The sequence below is a fragment of the Vibrio sp. 1557 genome (assembly GCF_033340175.1).
GTDB classification, from domain to species: domain Bacteria; phylum Pseudomonadota; class Gammaproteobacteria; order Enterobacterales; family Vibrionaceae; genus Vibrio; species Vibrio alginolyticus.
In genome coordinates this window covers 36,694-57,509 of record NZ_JAWOVZ010000026.1, presented here as the reverse complement: position 1 = coordinate 57,509, position 20,816 = coordinate 36,694, and the positions used below count along the sequence as shown (strand labels likewise).

The following is a 20,816-nucleotide window of genomic DNA, read 5'->3' as shown; positions in this document are numbered from 1 at the left end:
GAGTAGTTTTACAGGCAAAGCCGAAACGGATGATAACCACCTACTGAAGTAGGTGGTTTAGGGCTGAAAACAAAAAAGGAGAGCTAACCTGCTCTCCTTTGTATTTTAACCGTGGATAAACTAAGCCACATTAACCGATTTAGCTAAACTGCTACTTTGGAAAAACTCATCATGCAATGCGCAAATCGCGTGCTGGTATTCCTTATCACCGACAACAAATTGAACATTTACATTTCTCAATGATGAGTGCAGTGCAACTGGCGTAACGCCATTATTCATCAATGCAAGCACACCTTTCGCCAACGTCTTATTGGTATCAATTTGAGAACCGATGGCTGAGATAAGCGCGACCATACGACCTTTAATCGAGGCATTCGGATAACGTTTCTCGGCTTTATACAATACTTTGTTTAAGCTATCAGTACTGCCACCTAGATAGTAAGTAATAGAGTTCGCGTTCATCTCTTTACCAACCAAACTTACACGAGCATCGGAGATGATTTCCATCAATTCGTAACTAACGTTATCGGCTTTTCCTACCATTGCTTGGTCAAACAAATGCAGTGCAAATACTTTCTCTTTACCTGCGATGATCTCGACTTTGTCTTCTTCCGGACGATAGCTTGAAGAGATCAAAGTACCTTCGTGTTCAGGTTCGAATGTATTTTTAATCTGTAGCTCAATACCACTTTCACGTAAACCCGCAGCGGCATTTGGGTGAATCGCTTCCATGCCAAGGTTAGCAAGTTGGTCTGCTACGTCATAGTTTGTACTACCAATTGGTAATACTTTTTCAGGGCCAACAACGCGTGGGTCTGCTGAGCTCAAGTGGTACTCTTTGTGAATTACTGCTAAATCCGCTTTTGTTATTGCTGCAATTCGGCTAAATGTCATCTCACTATAACCTCGGTCATAAGTGTGCATTAGGCCCTCTTTACAGTAAGCATAACCTGTCACGATTGGCAGTTCTTTTGATACATCGATATCAGCAAACGCGTCACTGATCGACTCATCAAGGCTTCTTGGCGCTTGATTATCCCAACCAGACAGGTCAACGAACTTAGCGTTAATACCCATATTTTTTAGTTTTAGTGCTGTGTTGTAAGCACTATGTGCCTCACCGATAGACGAGAGAAACTCTCGAATTTGAGGCAAGTACTGGCGCAACGAAAATTGACCGTACTGACAGGTTTCTAAAATATTCGCGATACAGTTTTTCGCTTCAGCAATGCGGGAGCGAATGAATTTATCCGCACGGATACGATTCATTGGGTCCGCAAAAATATTTTCATTGGTCAGCAACATACGGCTTTCAACGTACGCTAACGCTTCTTCCCATTTGTCGTCGCGTTTCGCGATAAGCTGATAAACGCCTGGTTTACTGGTTTTTTTACACTCGAGCAGCGCATCGGTCATACCACCGTATGCAGATACGACAAAAATACGATTGTATGGTGTTTTGGGACGAAGAATAATATTGTCGAGAACAGCATCAAATGCTGTCATTGATGTACCGCCGATTTTTTCTACGGTAAATGTCATGATAAGCCTTTTTTGATTGGTAACTTTAAAAAGAAAAAAGAAGAGATAGTAAAGTGTGGGGTGGCAAAGCACCCCACCATCATCTTTTAGTCAACGAGAGGATAAACACCGTTTTCATCGTGCACTTCAGCGCCAGTAATCGGTGGGTTAAACACACACGCCATTACCATTTCTTTATTCTTATAAGCTCTCAAGTAGTGCTCATCGTGTTTATCAAGGATGTATAATGTACCTGGTTTGATTGGGTACGTTTCTCCACCTACAACTTCAATCTCACCTTCACCACTCATACAAAACACCGATTCAAGGTGGTTTTGATAGTGAATATGAGTTTCTGTATCTTCATAAATTGTTGTGATGTGGAAAGAGAAACCCATGTTGTCGTCTTTCAACAACATGCGGACACTTTCCCAGTTATCTGAAACAACACGTCGTTCGCTGTTGCGGCATTCATCTAGAGTTCTGACGATCATAATTAAAATCCTTATTAAGATGCTTGTTTGAAATGTTTCGCAGCGATAGTCTCTACTGCATTTTCAAAGATGCTTAGTCCTTGATCTAGCTCTGATTCGCTGATGGTTAGTGGACAGAAGAACTTCACAACTTCATCTTCTGGACCCGCTGTCTCTATCACCATTCCATTCTCGAAACAGTTTTTCGCAATTTCAGATGCCATGTCACCATTGATACATTCAATACCAACCATCATGCCGCGGCCTTTTTTCTGCACAAACATTTGAGGAAAGCGACGAACACAACGGTCAATCACTGCACTTACCTTGTCTGAACACTGCTTGATGTGTGTTTCAAAATCATCGTTTGCCCAGTAAATTTCTAGTGCTTTTGCAGCAGTAATAAAGGCGTGATTATTGCCACGGAACGTACCGTTATGCTCGCCTGGCTTCCACTGGTCAAGCTCAGGCTTAAGTAATACGACAGCCATCGGCAAACCGTAACCACCGATCGACTTCGATAGCGTCACGATATCCGGTTGGATACCAGACGGCTCGAAACTAAAGAAAGTACCGGTACGTCCGCAACCTGCTTGAATGTCATCGACAATCACAAGAATGTCATTGGCTTTACAGATTTTGCTCAAACGTTGTAACCACTCGTTTGAAGCAGCATTTAAACCACCTTCACCCTGCACAGTTTCAAGAAGTACAGCGGCTGGTTTATCTATACCTGCAGAGTTATCATTTAGCATGGTTTCGAACAGCGCGAGACCATCTACGCCAGCGTAACCTTCAAATGGAATACGAGTGACGTTACTTAGACTAGAACCGTTACCTTGTCTGTGATGCTGGTTACCCGTTGCAGCCAGTGCGCCAGCAGTACAACCATGGAAGCCGTTAGTAAACGCAACGACGCTGTCGCGGCCTTTTACTTTTTTAGCCAGCTTCAATGCCGCCTCAACAGCGTTAGTACCTGTTGGGCCCGTAAACTGAACCTTGTAATCCAAGTTTCTTGGTTTAAGGATGTAAGTATCCAACGCTTCCAGAAACGATGCTTTCGCTTCTGAGTGCATATCCAAACCGTGAGTAATACCGTCCATTTCAATGTACTCAAGCAACGCTTGTTTTAGTACTGGATTGTTATGGCCGTAATTTAGAGATCCCGCTCCAGCAAGGAAGTCTAAGTATCGTTCACCTTGTTCTGTTTCTAGCCAGCAGCCTTTCGCTTTACGAAAAACGACCGGGAAATTGTTTGAATATGAGCGTACGTTGGATTCCTGCTTTTTGAAAATATCCATGATGAGACCGTTTTTAATTCCTATTGTTTGAGGATTATTTGAGAGGAATGCGATACAAATATTCTGTATCGTGTTTGCCTTTAAAGTGGGCTTCTTCATCCAAAAATGTGCTTACTTGGCCAGAATTGCCGTTCATCGCATCTAACTTTTTGAATAGTGCCCAAGAGGCTTTATTATCTTCCGTGATGGTAGTTTCTACCGATTTAACACCGCCTAATTCCTCTCGGGTGAGAAGTTCTTTCAACATGCGGAATGCTAAACCATGACCTCTAAAGCGAGGTGAGACTGCAACTTGCCAGACAAATAAAACGTCTTGCTCGTCTGGTTTCTGATAACCGGAAATGAAACCTGCGATTTCGCCTTTTTGCTCAACCAAAATACTGGTTTTGCTGAAATGCGTAGACTGTAGGAAATTGCAATAAGATGAGTTCATGTCCAATGGAGGACAGTCTGCAATCAAGCTGTAAATGTCGTCACCATCAGAGATTTTAGGCTCACGAAAAATCCATTTTTTACTTGAGTCTTCTCCAATCTCTGGATAAAGGACCCAAGGTGCTGATGTGATCATGTGAAAATACATATCCTTTGAGGTCTAATTAAATTTCCTTTTTATTATGGGCATCCCTCGCGACTAAAAATCAAATAATCCGCCTTTTTATCGGTATTTTTGTGATATGGATCACAAAAATAAACCTATTAACCAAAAGTTAAAATAGTTCGAGGTCTAATTTATTAAATAGTCACCTAAATACACAGTACAAAAAACAACCAGAATAAGACCATTTTCCATGCTGGTCATTTCTCAGAGAAAAATAGAAATCCAAAAAAAAGCGGCATGCTTTCGCATACCGCTTTTATCAATAATTTAACTGCTGATACTAGTTATTTTGATTTCTTAGAAACCGCCTTTGGACGAGGTTCATCCATCAAACCTTTTATCAAAGATACCGTTGCAACAAGCAAAACAATAGTAAATGGTAAACCAGTCGTCACCGCCATTGCTTGAGCAGCAGCTAGACCACCACCCAACATCAATGCAATCGCAACCAAACCTTCAAACGTACACCAGAACACGCGTTGTGGCGTTGGTGCATCGACCTTACCGCCCGCAGCAATAGTATCAATAACCAGTGATCCTGAGTCAGAAGAGGTAATGAAGAACACCACGACTAAGATAATGCCGACAAAAGATGTTATCTCAGCCAATGGCATAACATCTAACATGGCAAAAAGTTTTAAAGGCAGTTCTGCGTTAAACACCGCCTCATAGCCATCATTAACGTATTGGCTAATTGCGTTACCGCCAAAAGCCGTCATCCATAACACACAAACTGAAGATGGGATAAGAATAACGCAAATAATAAACTCACGAACCGAGCGACCGCGAGACACACGTGCGATGAACATACCCACAAATGGTGACCAAGAAATCCACCACGCCCAGTAAAACGCCGTCCAGCCTTGAGAGTAATTCACATCCTCTCGTCCAAATGGCATAGATAAGGCAGGGATATTAGCCACATAGGAAACGATGTTCTCGAAGAAACCAGTTAAAATCGCAATCGTCGGGCCAACAACAATAACAAATAGCAATAGCAGTGCTGCAAGACCCATATTGATTTCAGATAAGATCTTCACGCCCTTATCGAGTCCAGCCACAACAGAGATTAAAGCGAGCGCAGTAATACCAATAATCAATATAACCTGCGTCGTATTGGTCATTGGGACATCAAACAGGAAGTTCAAACCCGTTGCGGCTTGAGATGCACCGTAGCCTAGCGATGTTGCTAAACCAAAAACCGTCGCTACCACTGCAAGAATATCGATAATATGACCAGTCCAACCCCATACACGCTCACCAAACAAAGGGTAAAAAATTGAGCGCATGGTGAGTGGCAAACCTTTGTTAAATGAAAAGATAGCCAGCCCAAGAGCCAAGAGCGCGTATATTGACCACGGATGAAGTGCCCAGTGGTAAATCGTCGCAGCCATCCCTAATGCCGAAGCTGCAGTTGCATCGCCCTCTGCACCACCTAGCGGTGCCCAGTCAGTACGTACACCATTCTCAACGTTCACGCCACCAATCGCAGAACTAAAATGGGACATCGGTTCTGATACACCGAAGAATACGAGACCAATGCCCATACCCGCAGCAAATAGCATTGCCAACCATCCAGCATAGGAGTAATCCGGTGTTGCTTCAGTACCACCGATTCGTACACGGCCTAATGGTGTGAAGATCAATCCGACACAGACAATGACAAAAATATTACCTGAAGCGAGAAAAAACCAGTCTAAATTGTGTAACAAACCCGCTCGTAGGTCTGAAAAAAACGGCTCTACCTGTTCTCGGAATAATAGTGTTATCACAACAAACATGACGATTGCTAAGCCAGAAATTGCAAAAACACGGTTGTGAATATCAAGGCCAAATGGGCCTACCTTTAGCGCAACGTTATCCTGACCAATTTGATAGTCAGTATCTATTGCGTTTACTTTTCCATCGGGGCGTTGAATGCCACCGTTATTATCGGTGCTCACGGATAATCTCCTTAAAAATACGTGACCAAGTTTAAATTACTTTCGTCGGAGTTCGAGTAATGAAACGTCTTCATCACTACCAAGCACATGTTCATAAAACATTGTTCTTATAAGCGGTTACTCAATCCGCCATCATAATCTTAAAGCCCCCTATCTCTCATTGCATTTTATTGTTTTCACCATAAATAACGCCTATTGCCAAACCGAAGATATTGGCATGTTTCGATTAAAGTGATACTGCAGTTGTGCTTGAAACAGCTCCGCAGTTGCTAACGCATCCGTCAGGGCATGGTGAGGTTGATAAGCAGGGAGGCCATATCTTTCACGAGCGTGCCCTAATCGTACAGAACCGGGTTTCTTGCCTTTCAACTTATTGATAAAACCTCTGCATTCACGGCGTTGTATCGCATACTCAATATCTAACGTATCAACAACAGGAAACTGTATCCCCTCTCCGATGCTATTTAGCAAGGCGTTATTAAAGAACTGCCTTTCAATGTTCTTGTAGTGAACAAGTACCACTTTGCCTGACAACGCATCCAATATTTCACCCAAGATCTGAGACAGCTGCGGCGCGTTTTTAACCTCAGAGTCAGTGATACCGTGAATAATGACAGACTCGTGGTTTAACTCTCTGTTTGGGTTAACGACCCAATGGGCAGAACCATTACATTGAACACGATCAATAGTGAACGGCACAAGTCCGATCGTGAGAATGACATCCTCTTCCGAGTTCAATCCTGTTGTCTCAAAGTCTACCGAGACAAATGGCACTTGTTCAATTGGTGTTTCCCCATTAACCATCGGTGTCGAATAGTAGCGTTTGAGCCTCTCGTCTTTCGCTTCTTTAGCTAGTTGTTTGAACAACATTGACCACTCTGGCGTCTGGGATGTATCCAACAACGGCTGTTCTTTTTCTACTTTTTTTGAGAACCACATTATTTGCTACTTCTCTGGTATCGAAACTTAATGAAGTTCTGAGCGTTACTTAGAATTTGAAATGCTGCTTTTAAGTTTCGACGTTCAAATTCAGACATGTTCTCCGGCTCAATATTGTTGTCTGGCTCTTCTCCATTTTCTATATCAAGGGCTTGGTGACGAATTCGAACCATGTAGATTAGCTCCATCGCATCCCTTAAATCCAAACCTCGACCTTTCGGTAAAATGCCAGCATCATTAATGTCATCTAAACGGTCGAAAGAGTTTTGCGATCGCGAACCGATTGCCAGAGAATGCACCCGTATTAAATCGGCCAACGGAGCCGTCCCCCTTCGCTTCAAGTTAATCGAGTTGCGATGACGACCATCTTTCTCCATCACAAAGTCTTTGAAAAAGCCCAGTGGAGGCGTCCTACGTATTGCGTTATACGCCATACAAGCAAGAAAGCGGTTATTTCTTTTCGCTCGTCTCACAATAAAGCTGCTTAATTGCTCCGCCCATTTCACTCGCCCATGCACACCGAGGAGATCAAAAAAGATATTACTATTTAACAATCTCTCAGGGGTTGGATTGTCTATCCAGTTTCCAAAGCATTCTTCCCATTCTGCACGAGTTTTTCGCCATTCTGGGTTGGTAGCCATAATGTCTCCAGTACAATAAGCATAGCCGCATGCCGCTAAACCATCACAAACAAATTTAGCAAACTTTTCAAAGTACTCTCCGTGAATCTCAACGTCATAACTGTTATCGAGAATAAGGGCGTTATCTTGATCCGTTACAATTAGCTGCTCATCCCTCGCCATTGAACCCATTGCGACTAAACAATAAGGAATGGGCGCTGGGCCGAACTCTTGCTCAGCTAATTCAGCGAGGCGTTGTTTGAAACTACTGCCTATAACCGACATGGCTCGACCAATCATGTGCGCGTTGGCATCTTCATTGACCATTCTTACGAAACAGTCTTTTACTTGTTCAGAAACCTGCTTGAGATCCTCGACACTGGTTTGCTGAAAAATAGAGCTCACTAGCAATAGGCTGTTCTGAGATTCGTAACGAACGATGTCCGTCATGCCAATAATTCCTATCGGCTTTTTATCTTTTAAAATTGGTAAATGATGCACGTTGTAACGCAACATGGTTAACATGGCCTCAAACACATAGGCGTTATAATCCAATGAAACCACGTCATAACTCATGACCTCACTCACTGGAATATTGGTATCAATACCTTGAGCTAGTACGCGAATGCAAAGATCGCGATCAGTCAATATTCCAAGCAGCTGTTCATCATCTTCTTCTGTGAGCTCCTCTGTCGGGCGAATAATGAGCAGAGAGGTGACATTTTCCTCTGCCATTAGTATCGCAGCTTCCTGAATTGAAGCCGTTGCCTCCAGAGTTACTGGCTCTCTTGCTAAGATTTTACGTGCCTTAGCGGTGGTAAAGTCATTGCTTTCGGAGCGGCTAGATATTGCGCTTCGCAAACGCGCGCTATCTTCCAGTTCCATGTAGTCCGCAAAGTTTTCAAACTCATCACAAAGTTCATTGAAGATGTTTTCCGGAATACAGTAAACTAGAGTGTCTTCTATCGCTTTGGCTGGCATCCGTACGCGGTTGTTCATCAACAACCCCATCTGACCAAACAGTCCACCAGCATCAATCCTGTTATAGAGTTCACCTTTACGTCGATAAATCTCTACCGCCCCACTTCTCACCATATACAAGTCGCGGATCGTATCTCCGAAGTTAAGGATTTTTGTTCCTTGCCGAAAGTATGCAACTTCGGCATTGAGAGCAATTTTTCTAAGCTGCTCTTCAGGTAGGTCATCAAAAGGTGGGTACTGGCTAATGAAATTGAGCACTTCTAACTGTTCGGCTTCCATTTTTTATTCCATACGTTGCCTAAACTACAGCGATAAATATCACTCTGAGTGAAATCAAGCAATAAATAAATCTAAGGATAACAGTACCTAACCGATTTCACAGGACCAAGCCTTAACCAAAAATTAGAGCTCTAACCTTTTTACATGTAGAGTTCTAAGCTATCACAGCTTATATCTATGCAAGCGAGTTGAGTTGAAATGTACAAAAAAATTCAAAATAAATTCAACCCTACGTCAGGGCAACGTTATGGTGGATAAAAACACATCACAAGCAATTGTTTTAAATATAAAAAGCAAGAATTGAACACACCTTGCTCAACGAATTCTCTATGCACGGCAGAACTAGTTAACCAACCCCCTTTCGTTGAAAGTTGAACTAAAATTAATTAGAGTACAAATCGTTAAACAGTTATAAACACACGAAAAAGGACAGATAACATGGATCCCATACTGGAAGTTAAGGGACTGTATAAAGTGTTTGGAGAAGACCCAGAGAGAGCCTTCTCGCTTATCGACAAAGGCGTCGATAAAGACGGTATTTTTGAACAGACAGGTTTAACAGTCGGCGTAAACGATGTATCTCTCACCATAAATGAAGGGGAAATTTTCGTAATCATGGGCCTTTCTGGCTCCGGGAAATCCACCCTTGTTCGACTTCTTAACCGGCTCATTGAGCCGACTAAAGGTAGTGTTTATCTCAAAGGAAGAGATATCGCCCACATCTCCGAAAATGAACTTCGAGAAGTTCGTCGTAACAATATCTCAATGGTGTTTCAAAGTTTCGCACTCATGCCACACATGACGGTGATTGAAAATGCCGCCTTTGGTTTAGAACTTGCCGGCATCGACGTTAATGAGCGTCAGAAAAGTGCCCTTTCCGCCTTAGAAAGAGTGGGTTTAGACCCTTATGCAGAATCTTTCCCTGACGAATTATCCGGAGGTATGAAACAGCGCGTTGGTTTAGCGAGAGCGTTAGCTTGTGATCCAGACATCCTATTAATGGATGAGGCGTTTTCCGCTTTAGACCCATTGATCCGTTCTGAGATGCAAGATGAGCTTATTCGTCTACAGAACGATGACAAACGCACAATTGTCTTCATTTCTCATGATTTGGATGAAGCAATGCGCATTGGCGACCGTATCGCCATCATGCAAAACGGTGAGGTTGTTCAGGTTGGTACACCTGATGAAATATTACACAGTCCAGCAAATGATTATGTCGAAGCGTTTTTCCGCGGCGTAAACATCGCAAGTGTCTTGACAGCAAAAGATATCGCGCGCAAGAAGCCAGCGGCTGTTTTTAAGAAATCGGAAAATGACGGTCCAGGCTCTGCGATGCAGATTCTGATGGATCACGACCGTGATTACGGCATTGTCGTCGATAAATCTAGCCGATATTCCGGCATCGTATCTCTTGATTCACTACGTTTGGCTCATAAAGAAAACCGTTCGTTAGCCAGTGCTCAATTACCGGATGAAGTTACTCTTCAGCCTGATCAGTCAATTAATGACATTTTGGGTCTGGTTGCTGGTGTTCCTTATGCCGTGCCTGTCGTAGATGAGAAAGGAACTTACTTTGGTGTCGTGACTAAATCACGTCTTCTACAAACACTAGATAAGGATTAACACGATGTCTTCAGAGCAAACTAACAATGATCCCTGGTCAAATACTGCTCCTGCGCAAGATGATCCTTGGTCGCAAGGTACAGAGACCACACCAAGTAATGATTGGCTCAACTCAGAAACTGTAGAGCAAGCGCCATTCGATATTATGAACCCATTCCAAGATGCGGTTTTACCCCTCGATAGCTGGGTAGAGTCCGGTTTGAACTGGCTGGTGGAACATGGTCGACCTGTTTTCCAAGCAATACGAGTTCCAATCGACTTTATTCTAACGTCGTTTGAAACTGCTTTGGTGTCTACACCTGCGCCTATAATGGTACTCATTTTATTTTTGCTAGCGTGGCAGTTTTCCAATGTAAAACTTGGTTTTTCTACTCTTGTATCCCTTGTTTTCATCGGCCTAATTGGTGCGTGGTCACAAGCGATGACAACGCTAGCTCTGGTGTTAACCGCCGTTTTCTTCTGTTTGCTTATAGGGCTACCAATGGGGATATGGTTGGCAAGGAGCCAAACCGCTGCCAAATTTGTTAGGCCAATATTAGATGCAATGCAAACGACTCCCGCGTTCGTTTACCTTGTGCCAATTGTTATGTTGTTTGGTATTGGTAACGTTCCTGGCGTAGTAGTAACGATCATTTTCGCCCTGCCTCCCGTTGTGCGCCTGACTATTTTGGGTATTCAGCAAGTACCTGAAGAGCTTATCGAAGCTGGCCACTCTTTCGGGGCAAACAAAAAACAGATGCTTTATCGCATCCAGTTACCGTTGGCGTTACCAACTATCATGGCAGGTGTAAACCAAACCTTAATGCTGTCACTTTCTATGGTAGTGATTGCTTCAATGATTGCTGTTGGCGGCTTAGGCCAAATGGTGCTTCGTGGTATTGGCCGACTTGATATGGGTCTTGCTGCCGTTGGTGGCTTAGGCATCGTTATTCTTGCGATTTTGTTAGACCGTATCACCCAGGTGTTAGGGGTTAATGCGGGCAACACTAAACTTCGCTGGTATCACACAGGTCCTGTTTCATACCTATTAAAACTGAAAACAAAGACGAACCAAGACGATCTAAAACTTAGGAGAAACATCAATGAATAATTCATGGAAGAAAGCGCTCTCTGTTGGAGCTCTAAGTACTATCGCATTTTCAACTTATGGTGTGGCAAGTGAACTACCGGGTGAAGGTGTCACTGTTCAGCCTGTTCAATCAACCGTTGCAGAAGAAACATTTCAAACGTTGATCGTAAACCGCGCACTTGAAGAGCTTGGTTACGATGTTAAACCGACCAAAGAAGTGGACTACAACGTAGGCTACACCTCTATTGCTAAAGGTGATGCTACTTTCTTAGCGGTTGGTTGGTTCCCTCTTCACGCCGATAAGTACACGATGTCTGGCGGTGATGATAAGTTCTTCCGTAAAGGCCAATACGTAAGTGGTGCTGCGCAAGGTTATTTGATCGATAAGAAAACCGCGGAAAAATATAACATCACTAACATTGGTCAGTTAAAAGATCCAAAATTGGCGAAGCTATTCGATGCAAACGGCGATGGCAAAGCGGACTTAACTGGTTGTAACCCAGGTTGGGGTTGTGAAATGGTTGTTGAGCATCAGTTGGATGCTTTCAAACTTCGTGACACAGTAACACACAACCAAGGTAACTACGCGGCGATTATCGCTGATACAATCTCACGTTACAAAAAAGGCGATCCGATTCTTTACTACACTTGGACACCGTACTGGGTAAGTGGCGTTTTAGTTCCAGGGAAAGATGTTGTGTGGTTAGAAGTGCCATTCTCTTCACTTCCTGGTGAGCGTGAGGACATTGATACGACACTAGAGAACGGTAAGAACTACGGCTTCGAGATGAACTCTATGCGCATCGTTGCCAATAAAGAGTTTACGGAAAAAAACCCTGCTGCTGCGAAGCTATTTGAAATCATCAAACTAAATATCAATGATGTTAGTGCTCAGAATATGATGATGAGCCAAGGTAAGAACAGCTCAGCGGACATCGAGTCTCATGTAAATGGCTGGATCAAAGCGAACCAGAAAAAGTTCGACGCATGGGTCGAAGAAGCGAAGAAAGCCGCAATGTAATCATGCCTTTATCAATCTCTAGAGCCAGTTGGTGTTATCAACTGGCTCTTTTTTTACACAAACGCCCCTCCCCCTTACATAGACATACCAACACTTACACTACTCGACCATAAACCCACATTATAATTCACGTTTATTTCACGCTTGCTTTGCTAAAAACAACACAACATAACAATTAAACTATTCGAATAAATATGAAAAACTTATCAAAGAGCTCTGTGTGGGGGCCTTTGCAGCCAATTGCTGCCTTTTCTTTGTTTTCGCTTCTATTTCTGTCTATTTCAAGAGTTTTGCTAGCCTTTTGGCAGATTGACCGTATTGACTCTCTAAACGACTTAATTTACATCCTAGGCCAAGGTTTGCGCGTAGATATTGCAACGCTTTGCTGGTTATTTATTCTTCCAGCACTGTTTTCAACCTTCATGCCATTAACCGGTAAGATGGGAGAGTGTTGGAAGCGAATATTACGCATATGGATGGTTTTAGGGCTTTGGGTGCTTGTATACATGGAGCTAGCAACAGCGCCATTCATTCAGGAATACGACCTACGTCCAAACCGTCTGTTTGTGGAATATTTAATCTACCCAAAAGAAGTCTTGAGTATGCTCTGGACTGGCTACAAATTAGAACTGTTTATTGGTGCGTTAGGTACAGTTTTAACCATCACTTTAGGTTGGAAGTGGAGTAAGAAACTGACCGATAAGGCGCAGCAGGTCAACTGGAAATGGCGACCACTATTGGCACTTTTCGTTATTCTTTTTGGGGTTGCAGGTGCTCGCTCATCTTTAGGTCACCGCCCGCTAAATCCTGCTATGGTCGCCTTTTCTAACGATCCACTGCTTAACGACTTAGCACTGAACTCATCTTACTCATTGTTGTTTGCGGTTAATAGCATGAAGTCAGAAAAGAGCGCGGAGCAGTTCTACGGAAAAATGGACACTCAAAAGATGTTGGAATTAGTTCGCACTTCATCAACAAAGTCCGACTTCACCCCTTCATTACTCCCAACCATGAACAGTAACCCCGCGACTTACCAGGGTAAACATAAAAACTTAGTGATTTTGCTACAAGAAAGCTTAGGCGCCCAATTTGTCGGTGCTTTGGGCGGTTTGCCTCTAACACCAAACCTTGATGAACTCATGAAGGAAGGTTGGCAGTTCACACAAATGTACGCCACTGGTACTCGTTCTGTTCGTGGAATTGAAGCCGTAACCACGGGCTTTCCTCCATCTCCCTCTCGCGCTGTAGTGAAGCTGAGTAAAAGCCAAACGGGTTTCTTTACTATCGCGGACTTACTGAAAGCTCAAGGCTATCACACGCAATTTATTTACGGCGGTGAAGCCAACTTTGACAACATGAAAACTTTCTTCTTTGGTAACGGTTTTGATCAAATAGTAGAAGAAGACGATTATAACAACCCAAGCTTTGTTGGCTCTTGGGGTGTTAGTGATGAAGATCTATATAACAAAGCAAACGAAGAGTTTGAACGCCTTTCAAAAAGCGACAAACCTTTTTTTAGCTTAGTTTTTACGTCAAGTAATCATAGCCCTTATGAGTATCCAAAAGGCAAAATTGAGCCATACGATTCAGAATATATGACGCGTAACAACGCCGTTAAATATTCCGATTACGCTTTGGGCACTTTCTTTGAAAAGGCGAAAAAGTCATCTTATTGGGATGATACCATTTTCATTGTAATTGCAGATCATGATGCACGTGTTTCTGGCGCTAACCTTGTTCCAGTTAAGCACTTTCACATTCCAGCATTGATCCTTGGTAAAGGCATTCAACCACGTAAAGATGACCGCATAGCAAACAACATCGACATGCCGCCTACACTGTTATCTCTAATTGGGGTAGATGCTAAAACACCGATGATTGGTCGTGATTTAACGAAGCCACTAGCTCGCGAAGATGAGCGCGCAATGATGCAATACGACAAAAACTTTGGTTATTTAACGCGCGACAATCTCGTTGTGCTTTCACCTGGTGAAAAGGTATCGACCCTGGCGTACGACTTTAACGGCCAAACCATGGAGCCGCTAGAGGTGGACGAGTCTATTGTCGAGCGTGCAAAAGCAAACGCATTATTTGCATCTAAAGCTTATCAAAACAACTGGTATTCTTCCAAACACACTCATTAATACCAATGATTCCGCTGATAAAAAGGAGCTAAACGGCTCCTTTTTCTTATTCTTTCACTTACCTTCGAGAATGTGCTACTGACAACTCCTGTCGTTCCTTTCCGTTAGATTGCCCCTACTATTTCTAATTGATTAAGGAACAAACCATGCTGACTATCAATTCATTCGTTCTCTACGTTGAGGACATCCACATAAGCCAAGTTTTTTATTCGAAACTGTTCGAACGCAAAGTCACGCAGTTGTCTCCAACCTTCGCCGCTATTCCACTGACCGAAGGCTTAACGTTGACACTCAAGCAAAGAGATAATCTTTCACCCTACAGCGGCATTCGAGGTGGTGGTACCGAGTTGTCTTTATCAGTGCCCAATAGTCATATGCTAGAGCGCATTTACAAGCGCTGGAAAGACCTAGGTGTTGAGTTTGTTCAACCACCAGCGACATCAGTGTATGGGTTAAATTTTATGGCTATCGATCCAGATAAGCATCGCATTCGTGTTTTCATAAATGAATAAAAATGCGTTAAAAATGCTTTTTACCCATTCCCAATGTGACTTCAATAAATTAGACTCAAGGAAACATCAAAAGCGGCGTAGTAATAAGAAGGAATGCCCATGAGCTCAAGTATGATCCTTAGCGAATCCCTAATCGAGAGCGGAAGAGATATCCCCCTCAAAGAACTGCTTTATGCAAAGCGCGTGCTGGATAACTACATGGCAGTAGCCAAAGAAAGTAGCCCGCTTGAGCTATTAACTGAGATGAAATCGGCAGCAAAGCAAGTAGAATACTTTACAACGACGAGTAACCCGTGTAAGGCTCGTAATGTCATCAGTCAGATGATTGATAAAATCGACACCGCGGAATCTTTTGCTTCGTTCAAAGCATTAGCAGGTAAGCCATCTCAAGCACTCAATGAACTAATTGAAGATCGAGCTCAGCTGATTAAACACGAACGAGAACTCCTGCTCGCCTCAGGCTATGACGCCTCACGAATCTAATATACGCGATAGGCTAAAAGTCATAGCTAACAACGAAAAAGGAGCTCTTAAAGAGCTCCTTTTGCTTTTCAAAAATCGGATACAAAAGACTTAAAGGCCGATATCTTCCGTTATTGCTTTGATTTGTTTGAGGTCCATTTTATAGACTTCAATCATTTGATCGACCTGACTTAGTCGTGAATTAGCTTCATCATGTTTATCACACGCGTCCGACTTCACGTCCCAAGATTTGCCTTCTAAAAATACGTCACACTCTTTCTTGAGTTTCTCAATCTTAGGTAATAATTTTGACCGTTCTTTCTCGAGAGACTCTAATTCTTGCGAAATTTTTAGCTCTTTCTGGAATACTTCGCGGGACCGCTCAAACATAGTCGCTTGCATATCCGCTTGACGACTCAACTTCTCATTTTCTGACTTCGTCGTGTTGATCTTATCTGCCTGCTGCTTCAATTGAGACTCTAGTGACAAGTTGACCTTCTCGACCTCAGTCAATTGCTTTTGCAACTTCTTAAGTGCTTTCTGATGAGCTTCATCTTTCGCGGCGAGTAACTCACTAACTTGGTTTTGTATTTCTTGGTCGAGCGCCTCTTCACGCACTTTTACTTGAGATGCCAACTGGGTTCTATCTTGCGTTAGTGCTTGATACTTTTCTTCTAATACGTGGTAAGTCGATTCCCACTTGTTCGCAGTGACAACCGATCCAACAAGGCCACCAAATGCCAAGCCTAACACCGCAGCGATTGCGATATAGATATGCGTACGTTTGTCACGCTCTTCAATGACAACTACGTCGTCTTGCTCTTCCATTTTGTTCTGAGAACTCACCGTATACTACTCCAAGGACTCTTTTACTTTGCTAGCGGATCAATTCCGCAAACATAATTGATGCTGTATAAATCAGAAATGCGCCAATTAATGTTATAACGGTCGCTTTTTGGACTTTTTCATTGGTTCGATAACGAAACAGCACAAATGCTACTGCAATCAACACCGCAATGGCTAATAATCTGGTCATACCGCCTCCTTGTCCACTCATGAAAAACTGCCTAGGTCCGTAGACTGTTTCACAAAGATTCATTGTAACCCATTTATACGTACCATAAGGTCAACTTAGCGTAGATTTTAAAATAAGTGCTCCGATTTTAATCAATTTTGTGTTCTTAATTGAATAACTTATGTCGTAACGATCGAAACACATTTATCGTTCTGAAGTGTTTTTGGGTTCCATTCCCTAACCCAATAAATTTTATTTATGCCGTGACTCGCACAAAAAGATTGGCAAACATACCTTCATGAAAATAGATGAGGTTATTTCATTGAAAATAAATTGACATAGGGTGTTGAAATGGACCAAAAACATGATAGAGTTCACACGTTAATGATGACCAGCATCATTAACTAACCTTTACTCATTTAATTGAGTAATTGTTCCGATGAAGACTGCAGGAGAGTGGTTATTAATCAAATTTTAACATTTGATTAGCATAACTCGCCGAAGAATTAACTATTTCAGGTGCTACCTAGGTAGCGGAGACTGTAGTTGGAGGAACCTCTGGAGATTTAAATTTCTAGAGTTACCTATCTGATATTATTAACTTTCTTAGATGTTACCCACATTTTGGGGTACATTTAAATGAGACATCTCACCAAACGAAACAACACCTTTTACTATCAGAGGCGAATCCCCTCCCACCTTCAACATCACTATCAAAATGCTAAAGTTGTACGGTTTTCTCTTCATACAACCAACCCTCGTGAGGCTGTAATACTAGCAACGAAACATACTGCAAATTACGATAGAGAATTCTTTCAACTCCAATACATAACATTGTCACAGACTCCTGTTGTAACTAATCAATTTATAGCCGAACGACCCCAAGTTAAGCTTCAGCAGCAAGCAAAGAAGAAAGAGCCGAAACTCTCCGAATGCATAGAATTATTTATGACAGCTAAAACAGTAGATAGGGTATCTCCAAAAGCCCTAGCTCGGTATCGGTCTAGACTTGAACTACTACTACGCATTGTTAAAGATAAAGGGATTAACTCATTCACCCGTGATGATGCCTTATCATTTAAACACCAACTTGTGCAGCTACCGCCCAATATCAACAACAACCCACGTTACAAAGGGAAACCGATTAAACAAATTATTGCTTTTGGTGATAAACCTATCGGTATTCATACGATTAACGACACGTTGAAGGTGGTTAGCGGTTTCTTTGACTGGTTGGTTTTGAATGAAAAATCAGATAAAAACCCGTTTACTAAGTTGCAAGTACGTAAAGAAATCAAAGCAAGTGAAGAAAGGAAAGTTTTCACACGTTCAGACATTAAAAAGTTATTCACTATAGAACCATACAAAACGACCCCCAAAGAAGCTTGGCACTATTGGATACCACTACTAGGTTTGTACACGGGAGCTAGAATTAATGAGTTGTGTCAATTATATACCGACAACATCAAGCAAATAGATGGAGTTTGGTGTATCTCCATCAATGCAGATAGACCGGATCAAAAGCTCAAAACCAAAGCTGCATTTAGGAATATCCCGATACACAGTAAACTAATTAAGTTAGGGTTTATCGACTACGTTAAAAGCTTACCTTTAGGGCTAGTGTTCCCTACTCTCAAATACTTACCAGAAGATGGTTACGGTAAATACCCTTCTAAGTGGTTCAGTATTCAGCGTGATAAAGTTCTAAACAAGAATGAACGTTACAAAAAGACATTCCACTCTTTCCGACACACTGTAGCCAATGAGTTCAAACAGTTGGGTGTTGAATATAGTCCAGCTTCTTACCTGTTGGGTCATACAGATGAAACAATGACATATGGTCGATATGGTAAGGACTACAAGCCTAGGTTGTTACAGGAAGTAATAGAGAGGTTAGATTTTGATATAGGGAAACCATAACTGAAAGCGTTTAACCTCACGCCCTTATAAACGCTTTAAATGAGTAAGTGACATACCCAACACTTTGTAAAGATGGAATATTTACGTTAGTTCACATTGATACTAAGGTTAAGTACGAACACTACTAGGTTATCAATAAATGCGTAAATACTATTTAATATCACTTATGGTAGCTTCCGCCAGCTTGGAAGCGGCTAATTCATACTTACCATACGAGTTCAATTCTGGAGGAGAAGTAATTGTTTCGCTCAATGCACAGGGAAGAATGATTAAGTCAAGTGTAGATAACTTCTGTTCGGTGTTTAGCGGAAATGAACCTCATATAATGAAAGAATATCAAGATAGTTTTGGACAAGTTAGATCAGGTAATCTTCAGATTGAGTGTAGAACTGCATTAAAAGATACAATCAATAACTTAAAGTCTATTGGTTCTACTCGTTGCATCGAGAATCCATTCAATAACGATCAAATTGCAGAACTTTGTAAAGAATTTAAAGGGGAAATCAGCAAATACAAACCGCAATTGAACTTTTTTAGTGATGAGTATGCTCGAATAAAACTCGAACAACATCAACAGGAATTGGAGTCAATAGAACAAAGTAACGCTGCTCTATTGGCTTCAATAGAAAAACAACAGAGTGAACGTCTATCTTTCTGTGACCAAAATTACCAAAAAGTTAAAGATAATGATTTGAAGGGCGTGACGCTAACTAAATCACTGTTAGACCTAGATTCTGAACTTGATCAATTAAAAGAAGTTTCAAAATTTAAATATCTATCTCCAAGTATGGACACATTTTGCCTGAAGCAAGATAGGTATAAAAACGTTCTGAGTCAGGTTAATAGCTCTAAAACCCTACTACAAAGTAGAATTAATCAATTCGAGAAAAAGCAAAGAGAAATAGTGATTGTTCAGCAAGCAGAGACCGAGCGCAAACCAGCAAGGACGACATATAATAACTCAATGAACCTGCTTGAATCTGGAGTGAACCTACCAAAAGGAGTTGAAGAGCACCCAGAAGTAATCCCACAAATGGTGCGTATGATTCAACTTACTGGTTACAAATGTGACTCAATTTCAGCAATTAGAGAAATGATATTATCTAGAGGGTTTACGGTGGTGTGTAACAACTTTTACTATGAATATGAAATTGAAGATAAAGGTGGTAACTGGGTTGTGACACTTCAGTAGTAAGAGCAAGGATATTACACTGCACCAAACGTAATAACACATTTCTCATCACCCAAAGAGGGGATCACATGCTGTTCCACATGTTCCCAAGCGGCTTGTAACGTCCCTTCTTCTACATCATCATATAAACACCCTACTTTATCGCTACAAGCTGTACAGAACTCTTGAAGGACGTATAAAAGGTATTTAACACCGTAATCTTCATTGTTGATTAGAACGACTTGTAATACCTCTTGATGCTGCAGAATCGACCGCCATAGCGTAGCTTTCGTTTCTGGTGAGGATAACGTAATCAGTGGTAGGTAGATATGATGCTGATTAAGGGTTTCTTCATCATATCCCCATACAGATAGTAAGCTGTGACAAAGTTCTGCATGAACACCGAAGTAATTAACGTGCATTATTTTTCGCCTCCGTACATTGGTGTATCTAGTGGAATTTTAGGGAGTGAAATTTTTTGTTTTGAAGCAGATTTACTTGGAGTGTGTTTAGCCTCTTCATCTTGGTAGATACGAACCTTTTTAATCAACTCCTCAATATCCGCTACCACTTTGTTAAGGTGCTTATGTTCGGCTAGTAAGATCTTGATGCAATCTAACTGTGATTTATTGATTTCTTCTTTTCCTTGGGCGGCGGAAATAAGAGATTTGATTAATCCGCTATAAGCTTTATTAATGGCTTGCAGGTTCTTATCCTGTGCCGATGCTACATCAAGAAGTGTATCGAGGTGGTTTTGTAAAGAGTGACGGTTTCCGATGTTTGTTACAACGGGTAAAGGCTTACTATTCATTATTATTATCCTTATTAGTTAATGCCGTTAATACTGTAAAGATTGGCTGTTTCTTCTTGTAAGCAATCAACAACCTGTTTGTGTACAGATTTAATTTTTCTTAGGTAGGATTGTTTAAATCCAGTTGTTTCTTCAATGTATGAATAAGGTAGATTTAAACCTAATAGGTATATTACATGCTTAATTTCTGGTGAAATTTTTGTATTGCTTAATAGACTGGAATTTAGGCTTAAGATCTCCCCTTGAACATACAAAATCTTTTGATTTCGGTTCATGAGTAAGAGTCCTGAATGTTATAATAAAGGTGTACTGCTTATCTATAAATCAATAACTTACCATAATATGGTTGAATTAAATTTAGTAAAAACTGAATAAAATAAGCGTAAATTTATGATGATTTTTAAAATGAA

20 protein-coding genes are annotated in these 20,816 nt (G+C 41.6%); 8 read left to right on the top strand and 12 right to left on the bottom strand.

Annotation, left to right across the window (positions count from 1 at the left end):
- Nucleotides 1-120 precede the first annotated feature (120 nt).
- The 7 genes from R7070_RS21345 to R7070_RS21315 all read right to left on the bottom strand — a co-directional run bounded on the left by R7070_RS21345 (nt 121) and on the right by R7070_RS21315 (nt 8,655).
- Nucleotides 121-1,542: an aspartate kinase gene (locus R7070_RS21345; RefSeq protein ID WP_005377768.1), complete on the bottom strand. Its 1,422-nt coding sequence runs from the start codon at nt 1,540-1,542 to the stop codon at nt 121-123.
- 86 nt (nt 1,543-1,628) lie between these two features.
- Nucleotides 1,629-2,015, bottom strand: coding sequence for an ectoine synthase (locus tag R7070_RS21340; RefSeq protein WP_005377769.1), 387 nt, complete (start codon nt 2,013-2,015; stop codon nt 1,629-1,631).
- A 14-nt stretch (nt 2,016-2,029) separates the two neighbouring features.
- Entirely contained in the window at nt 2,030-3,295 is a 1,266-nt protein-coding gene (gene ectB, locus R7070_RS21335) for a diaminobutyrate--2-oxoglutarate transaminase (RefSeq protein ID WP_213912142.1), read from the bottom strand.
- A gap of 34 nt (nt 3,296-3,329) precedes the next feature.
- Entirely contained in the window at nt 3,330-3,863 is a 534-nt protein-coding gene (ectA, locus tag R7070_RS21330) for a diaminobutyrate acetyltransferase (protein WP_005393379.1), read from the bottom strand.
- 314 nt (nt 3,864-4,177) lie between these two features.
- Nucleotides 4,178-5,836 (bottom strand): BCCT family transporter, encoded by a 1,659-nt coding sequence (locus tag R7070_RS21325; RefSeq protein ID WP_170893819.1) that lies wholly within the window; start codon nt 5,834-5,836, stop codon nt 4,178-4,180.
- A 192-nt stretch (nt 5,837-6,028) separates the two neighbouring features.
- The gene (locus R7070_RS21320) at nt 6,029-6,775 is read right to left on the bottom strand and encodes a 3'-5' exonuclease (RefSeq protein WP_017820938.1); all 747 of its coding nucleotides are present in this window, start codon (nt 6,773-6,775) and stop codon (nt 6,029-6,031) included.
- Nucleotides 6,775-8,655, bottom strand: a complete 1,881-nt coding sequence (locus R7070_RS21315; protein ID WP_130546075.1) for a DUF294 nucleotidyltransferase-like domain-containing protein — start codon at nt 8,653-8,655, stop codon at nt 6,775-6,777. The genes R7070_RS21320 and R7070_RS21315 overlap by 1 nt, the downstream gene beginning before the upstream one ends.
- A gap of 438 nt (nt 8,656-9,093) precedes the next feature.
- Here R7070_RS21315 and proV point away from each other — a divergent pair, with 438 nt between their 5' ends.
- The 6 genes from proV (at nt 9,094) to R7070_RS21285 (ending at nt 15,510) form a co-directional block, all read left to right on the top strand.
- The gene (proV, locus tag R7070_RS21310) at nt 9,094-10,281 is read left to right on the top strand and encodes a glycine betaine/L-proline ABC transporter ATP-binding protein ProV (RefSeq protein WP_005377777.1); all 1,188 of its coding nucleotides are present in this window, start codon (nt 9,094-9,096) and stop codon (nt 10,279-10,281) included.
- Nucleotides 10,282-10,285: 4 nt separating this feature from the next.
- Complete coding sequence (gene proW / locus R7070_RS21305; RefSeq protein WP_005385701.1) at nt 10,286-11,371, top strand: glycine betaine/L-proline ABC transporter permease ProW; 1,086 nt, start codon at nt 10,286-10,288, stop codon at nt 11,369-11,371.
- Nucleotides 11,364-12,371, top strand: coding sequence for a glycine betaine/L-proline ABC transporter substrate-binding protein ProX (gene proX / locus R7070_RS21300; RefSeq protein WP_256900554.1), 1,008 nt, complete (start codon nt 11,364-11,366; stop codon nt 12,369-12,371). Before proW ends, proX begins: the two co-directional genes overlap by 8 nt.
- 194 nt (nt 12,372-12,565) lie before the next feature.
- Nucleotides 12,566-14,515 carry an LTA synthase family protein gene (locus R7070_RS21295; protein WP_256900555.1) on the top strand — a complete coding sequence of 650 codons (1,950 nt, stop codon included), beginning with the start codon at nt 12,566-12,568 and terminating at the stop codon, nt 14,513-14,515.
- A gap of 146 nt (nt 14,516-14,661) precedes the next feature.
- Nucleotides 14,662-15,027: a VOC family protein gene (locus R7070_RS21290; protein WP_005377781.1), complete on the top strand. Its 366-nt coding sequence runs from the start codon at nt 14,662-14,664 to the stop codon at nt 15,025-15,027.
- A gap of 99 nt (nt 15,028-15,126) precedes the next feature.
- Nucleotides 15,127-15,510, top strand: a complete 384-nt coding sequence (locus tag R7070_RS21285; RefSeq protein WP_213913815.1) for a hypothetical protein — start codon at nt 15,127-15,129, stop codon at nt 15,508-15,510.
- A 90-nt stretch (nt 15,511-15,600) separates the two neighbouring features.
- On the opposite strand, the gene R7070_RS21280 is transcribed toward R7070_RS21285, so the two are convergent.
- Both R7070_RS21280 and R7070_RS21275 read right to left on the bottom strand, forming a co-directional pair.
- A complete protein-coding gene (locus R7070_RS21280; RefSeq protein ID WP_054865581.1) occupies nt 15,601-16,335 on the bottom strand; it encodes a chromosome partitioning protein ParA in 735 nt (244 codons plus the stop codon).
- Between the two features lie 31 nt (nt 16,336-16,366).
- Complete coding sequence (locus R7070_RS21275) at nt 16,367-16,525, bottom strand: hypothetical protein (protein WP_005377784.1); 159 nt, start codon at nt 16,523-16,525, stop codon at nt 16,367-16,369.
- A gap of 618 nt (nt 16,526-17,143) precedes the next feature.
- Here R7070_RS21275 and R7070_RS21270 point away from each other — a divergent pair.
- Together R7070_RS21270 and R7070_RS21265 are read left to right on the top strand one after the other, a co-directional pair.
- Nucleotides 17,144-18,424: a site-specific integrase gene (locus tag R7070_RS21270; protein WP_318141300.1), complete on the top strand. Its 1,281-nt coding sequence runs from the start codon at nt 17,144-17,146 to the stop codon at nt 18,422-18,424.
- 139 nt (nt 18,425-18,563) lie between these two features.
- Entirely contained in the window at nt 18,564-19,616 is a 1,053-nt protein-coding gene (locus tag R7070_RS21265; protein WP_318116063.1) for a hypothetical protein, read from the top strand.
- Nucleotides 19,617-19,630: 14 nt separating this feature from the next.
- On the opposite strand, the gene R7070_RS21260 is transcribed toward R7070_RS21265, so the two are convergent.
- The 3 genes from R7070_RS21260 to R7070_RS21250 are packed head-to-tail and all read right to left on the bottom strand — an operon-like array spanning nt 19,631 to nt 20,681.
- Nucleotides 19,631-20,017 (bottom strand): hypothetical protein, encoded by a 387-nt coding sequence (locus tag R7070_RS21260; RefSeq protein WP_213886052.1) that lies wholly within the window; start codon nt 20,015-20,017, stop codon nt 19,631-19,633.
- Nucleotides 20,017-20,406: a hypothetical protein gene (locus R7070_RS21255; protein WP_151515583.1), complete on the bottom strand. Its 390-nt coding sequence runs from the start codon at nt 20,404-20,406 to the stop codon at nt 20,017-20,019. The genes R7070_RS21260 and R7070_RS21255 overlap by 1 nt, the downstream gene beginning before the upstream one ends.
- A gap of 14 nt (nt 20,407-20,420) precedes the next feature.
- The gene (locus tag R7070_RS21250; RefSeq protein ID WP_029849079.1) at nt 20,421-20,681 is read right to left on the bottom strand and encodes a hypothetical protein; all 261 of its coding nucleotides are present in this window, start codon (nt 20,679-20,681) and stop codon (nt 20,421-20,423) included.
- Between the last annotated feature and the right edge of the window lie 135 nt (nt 20,682-20,816).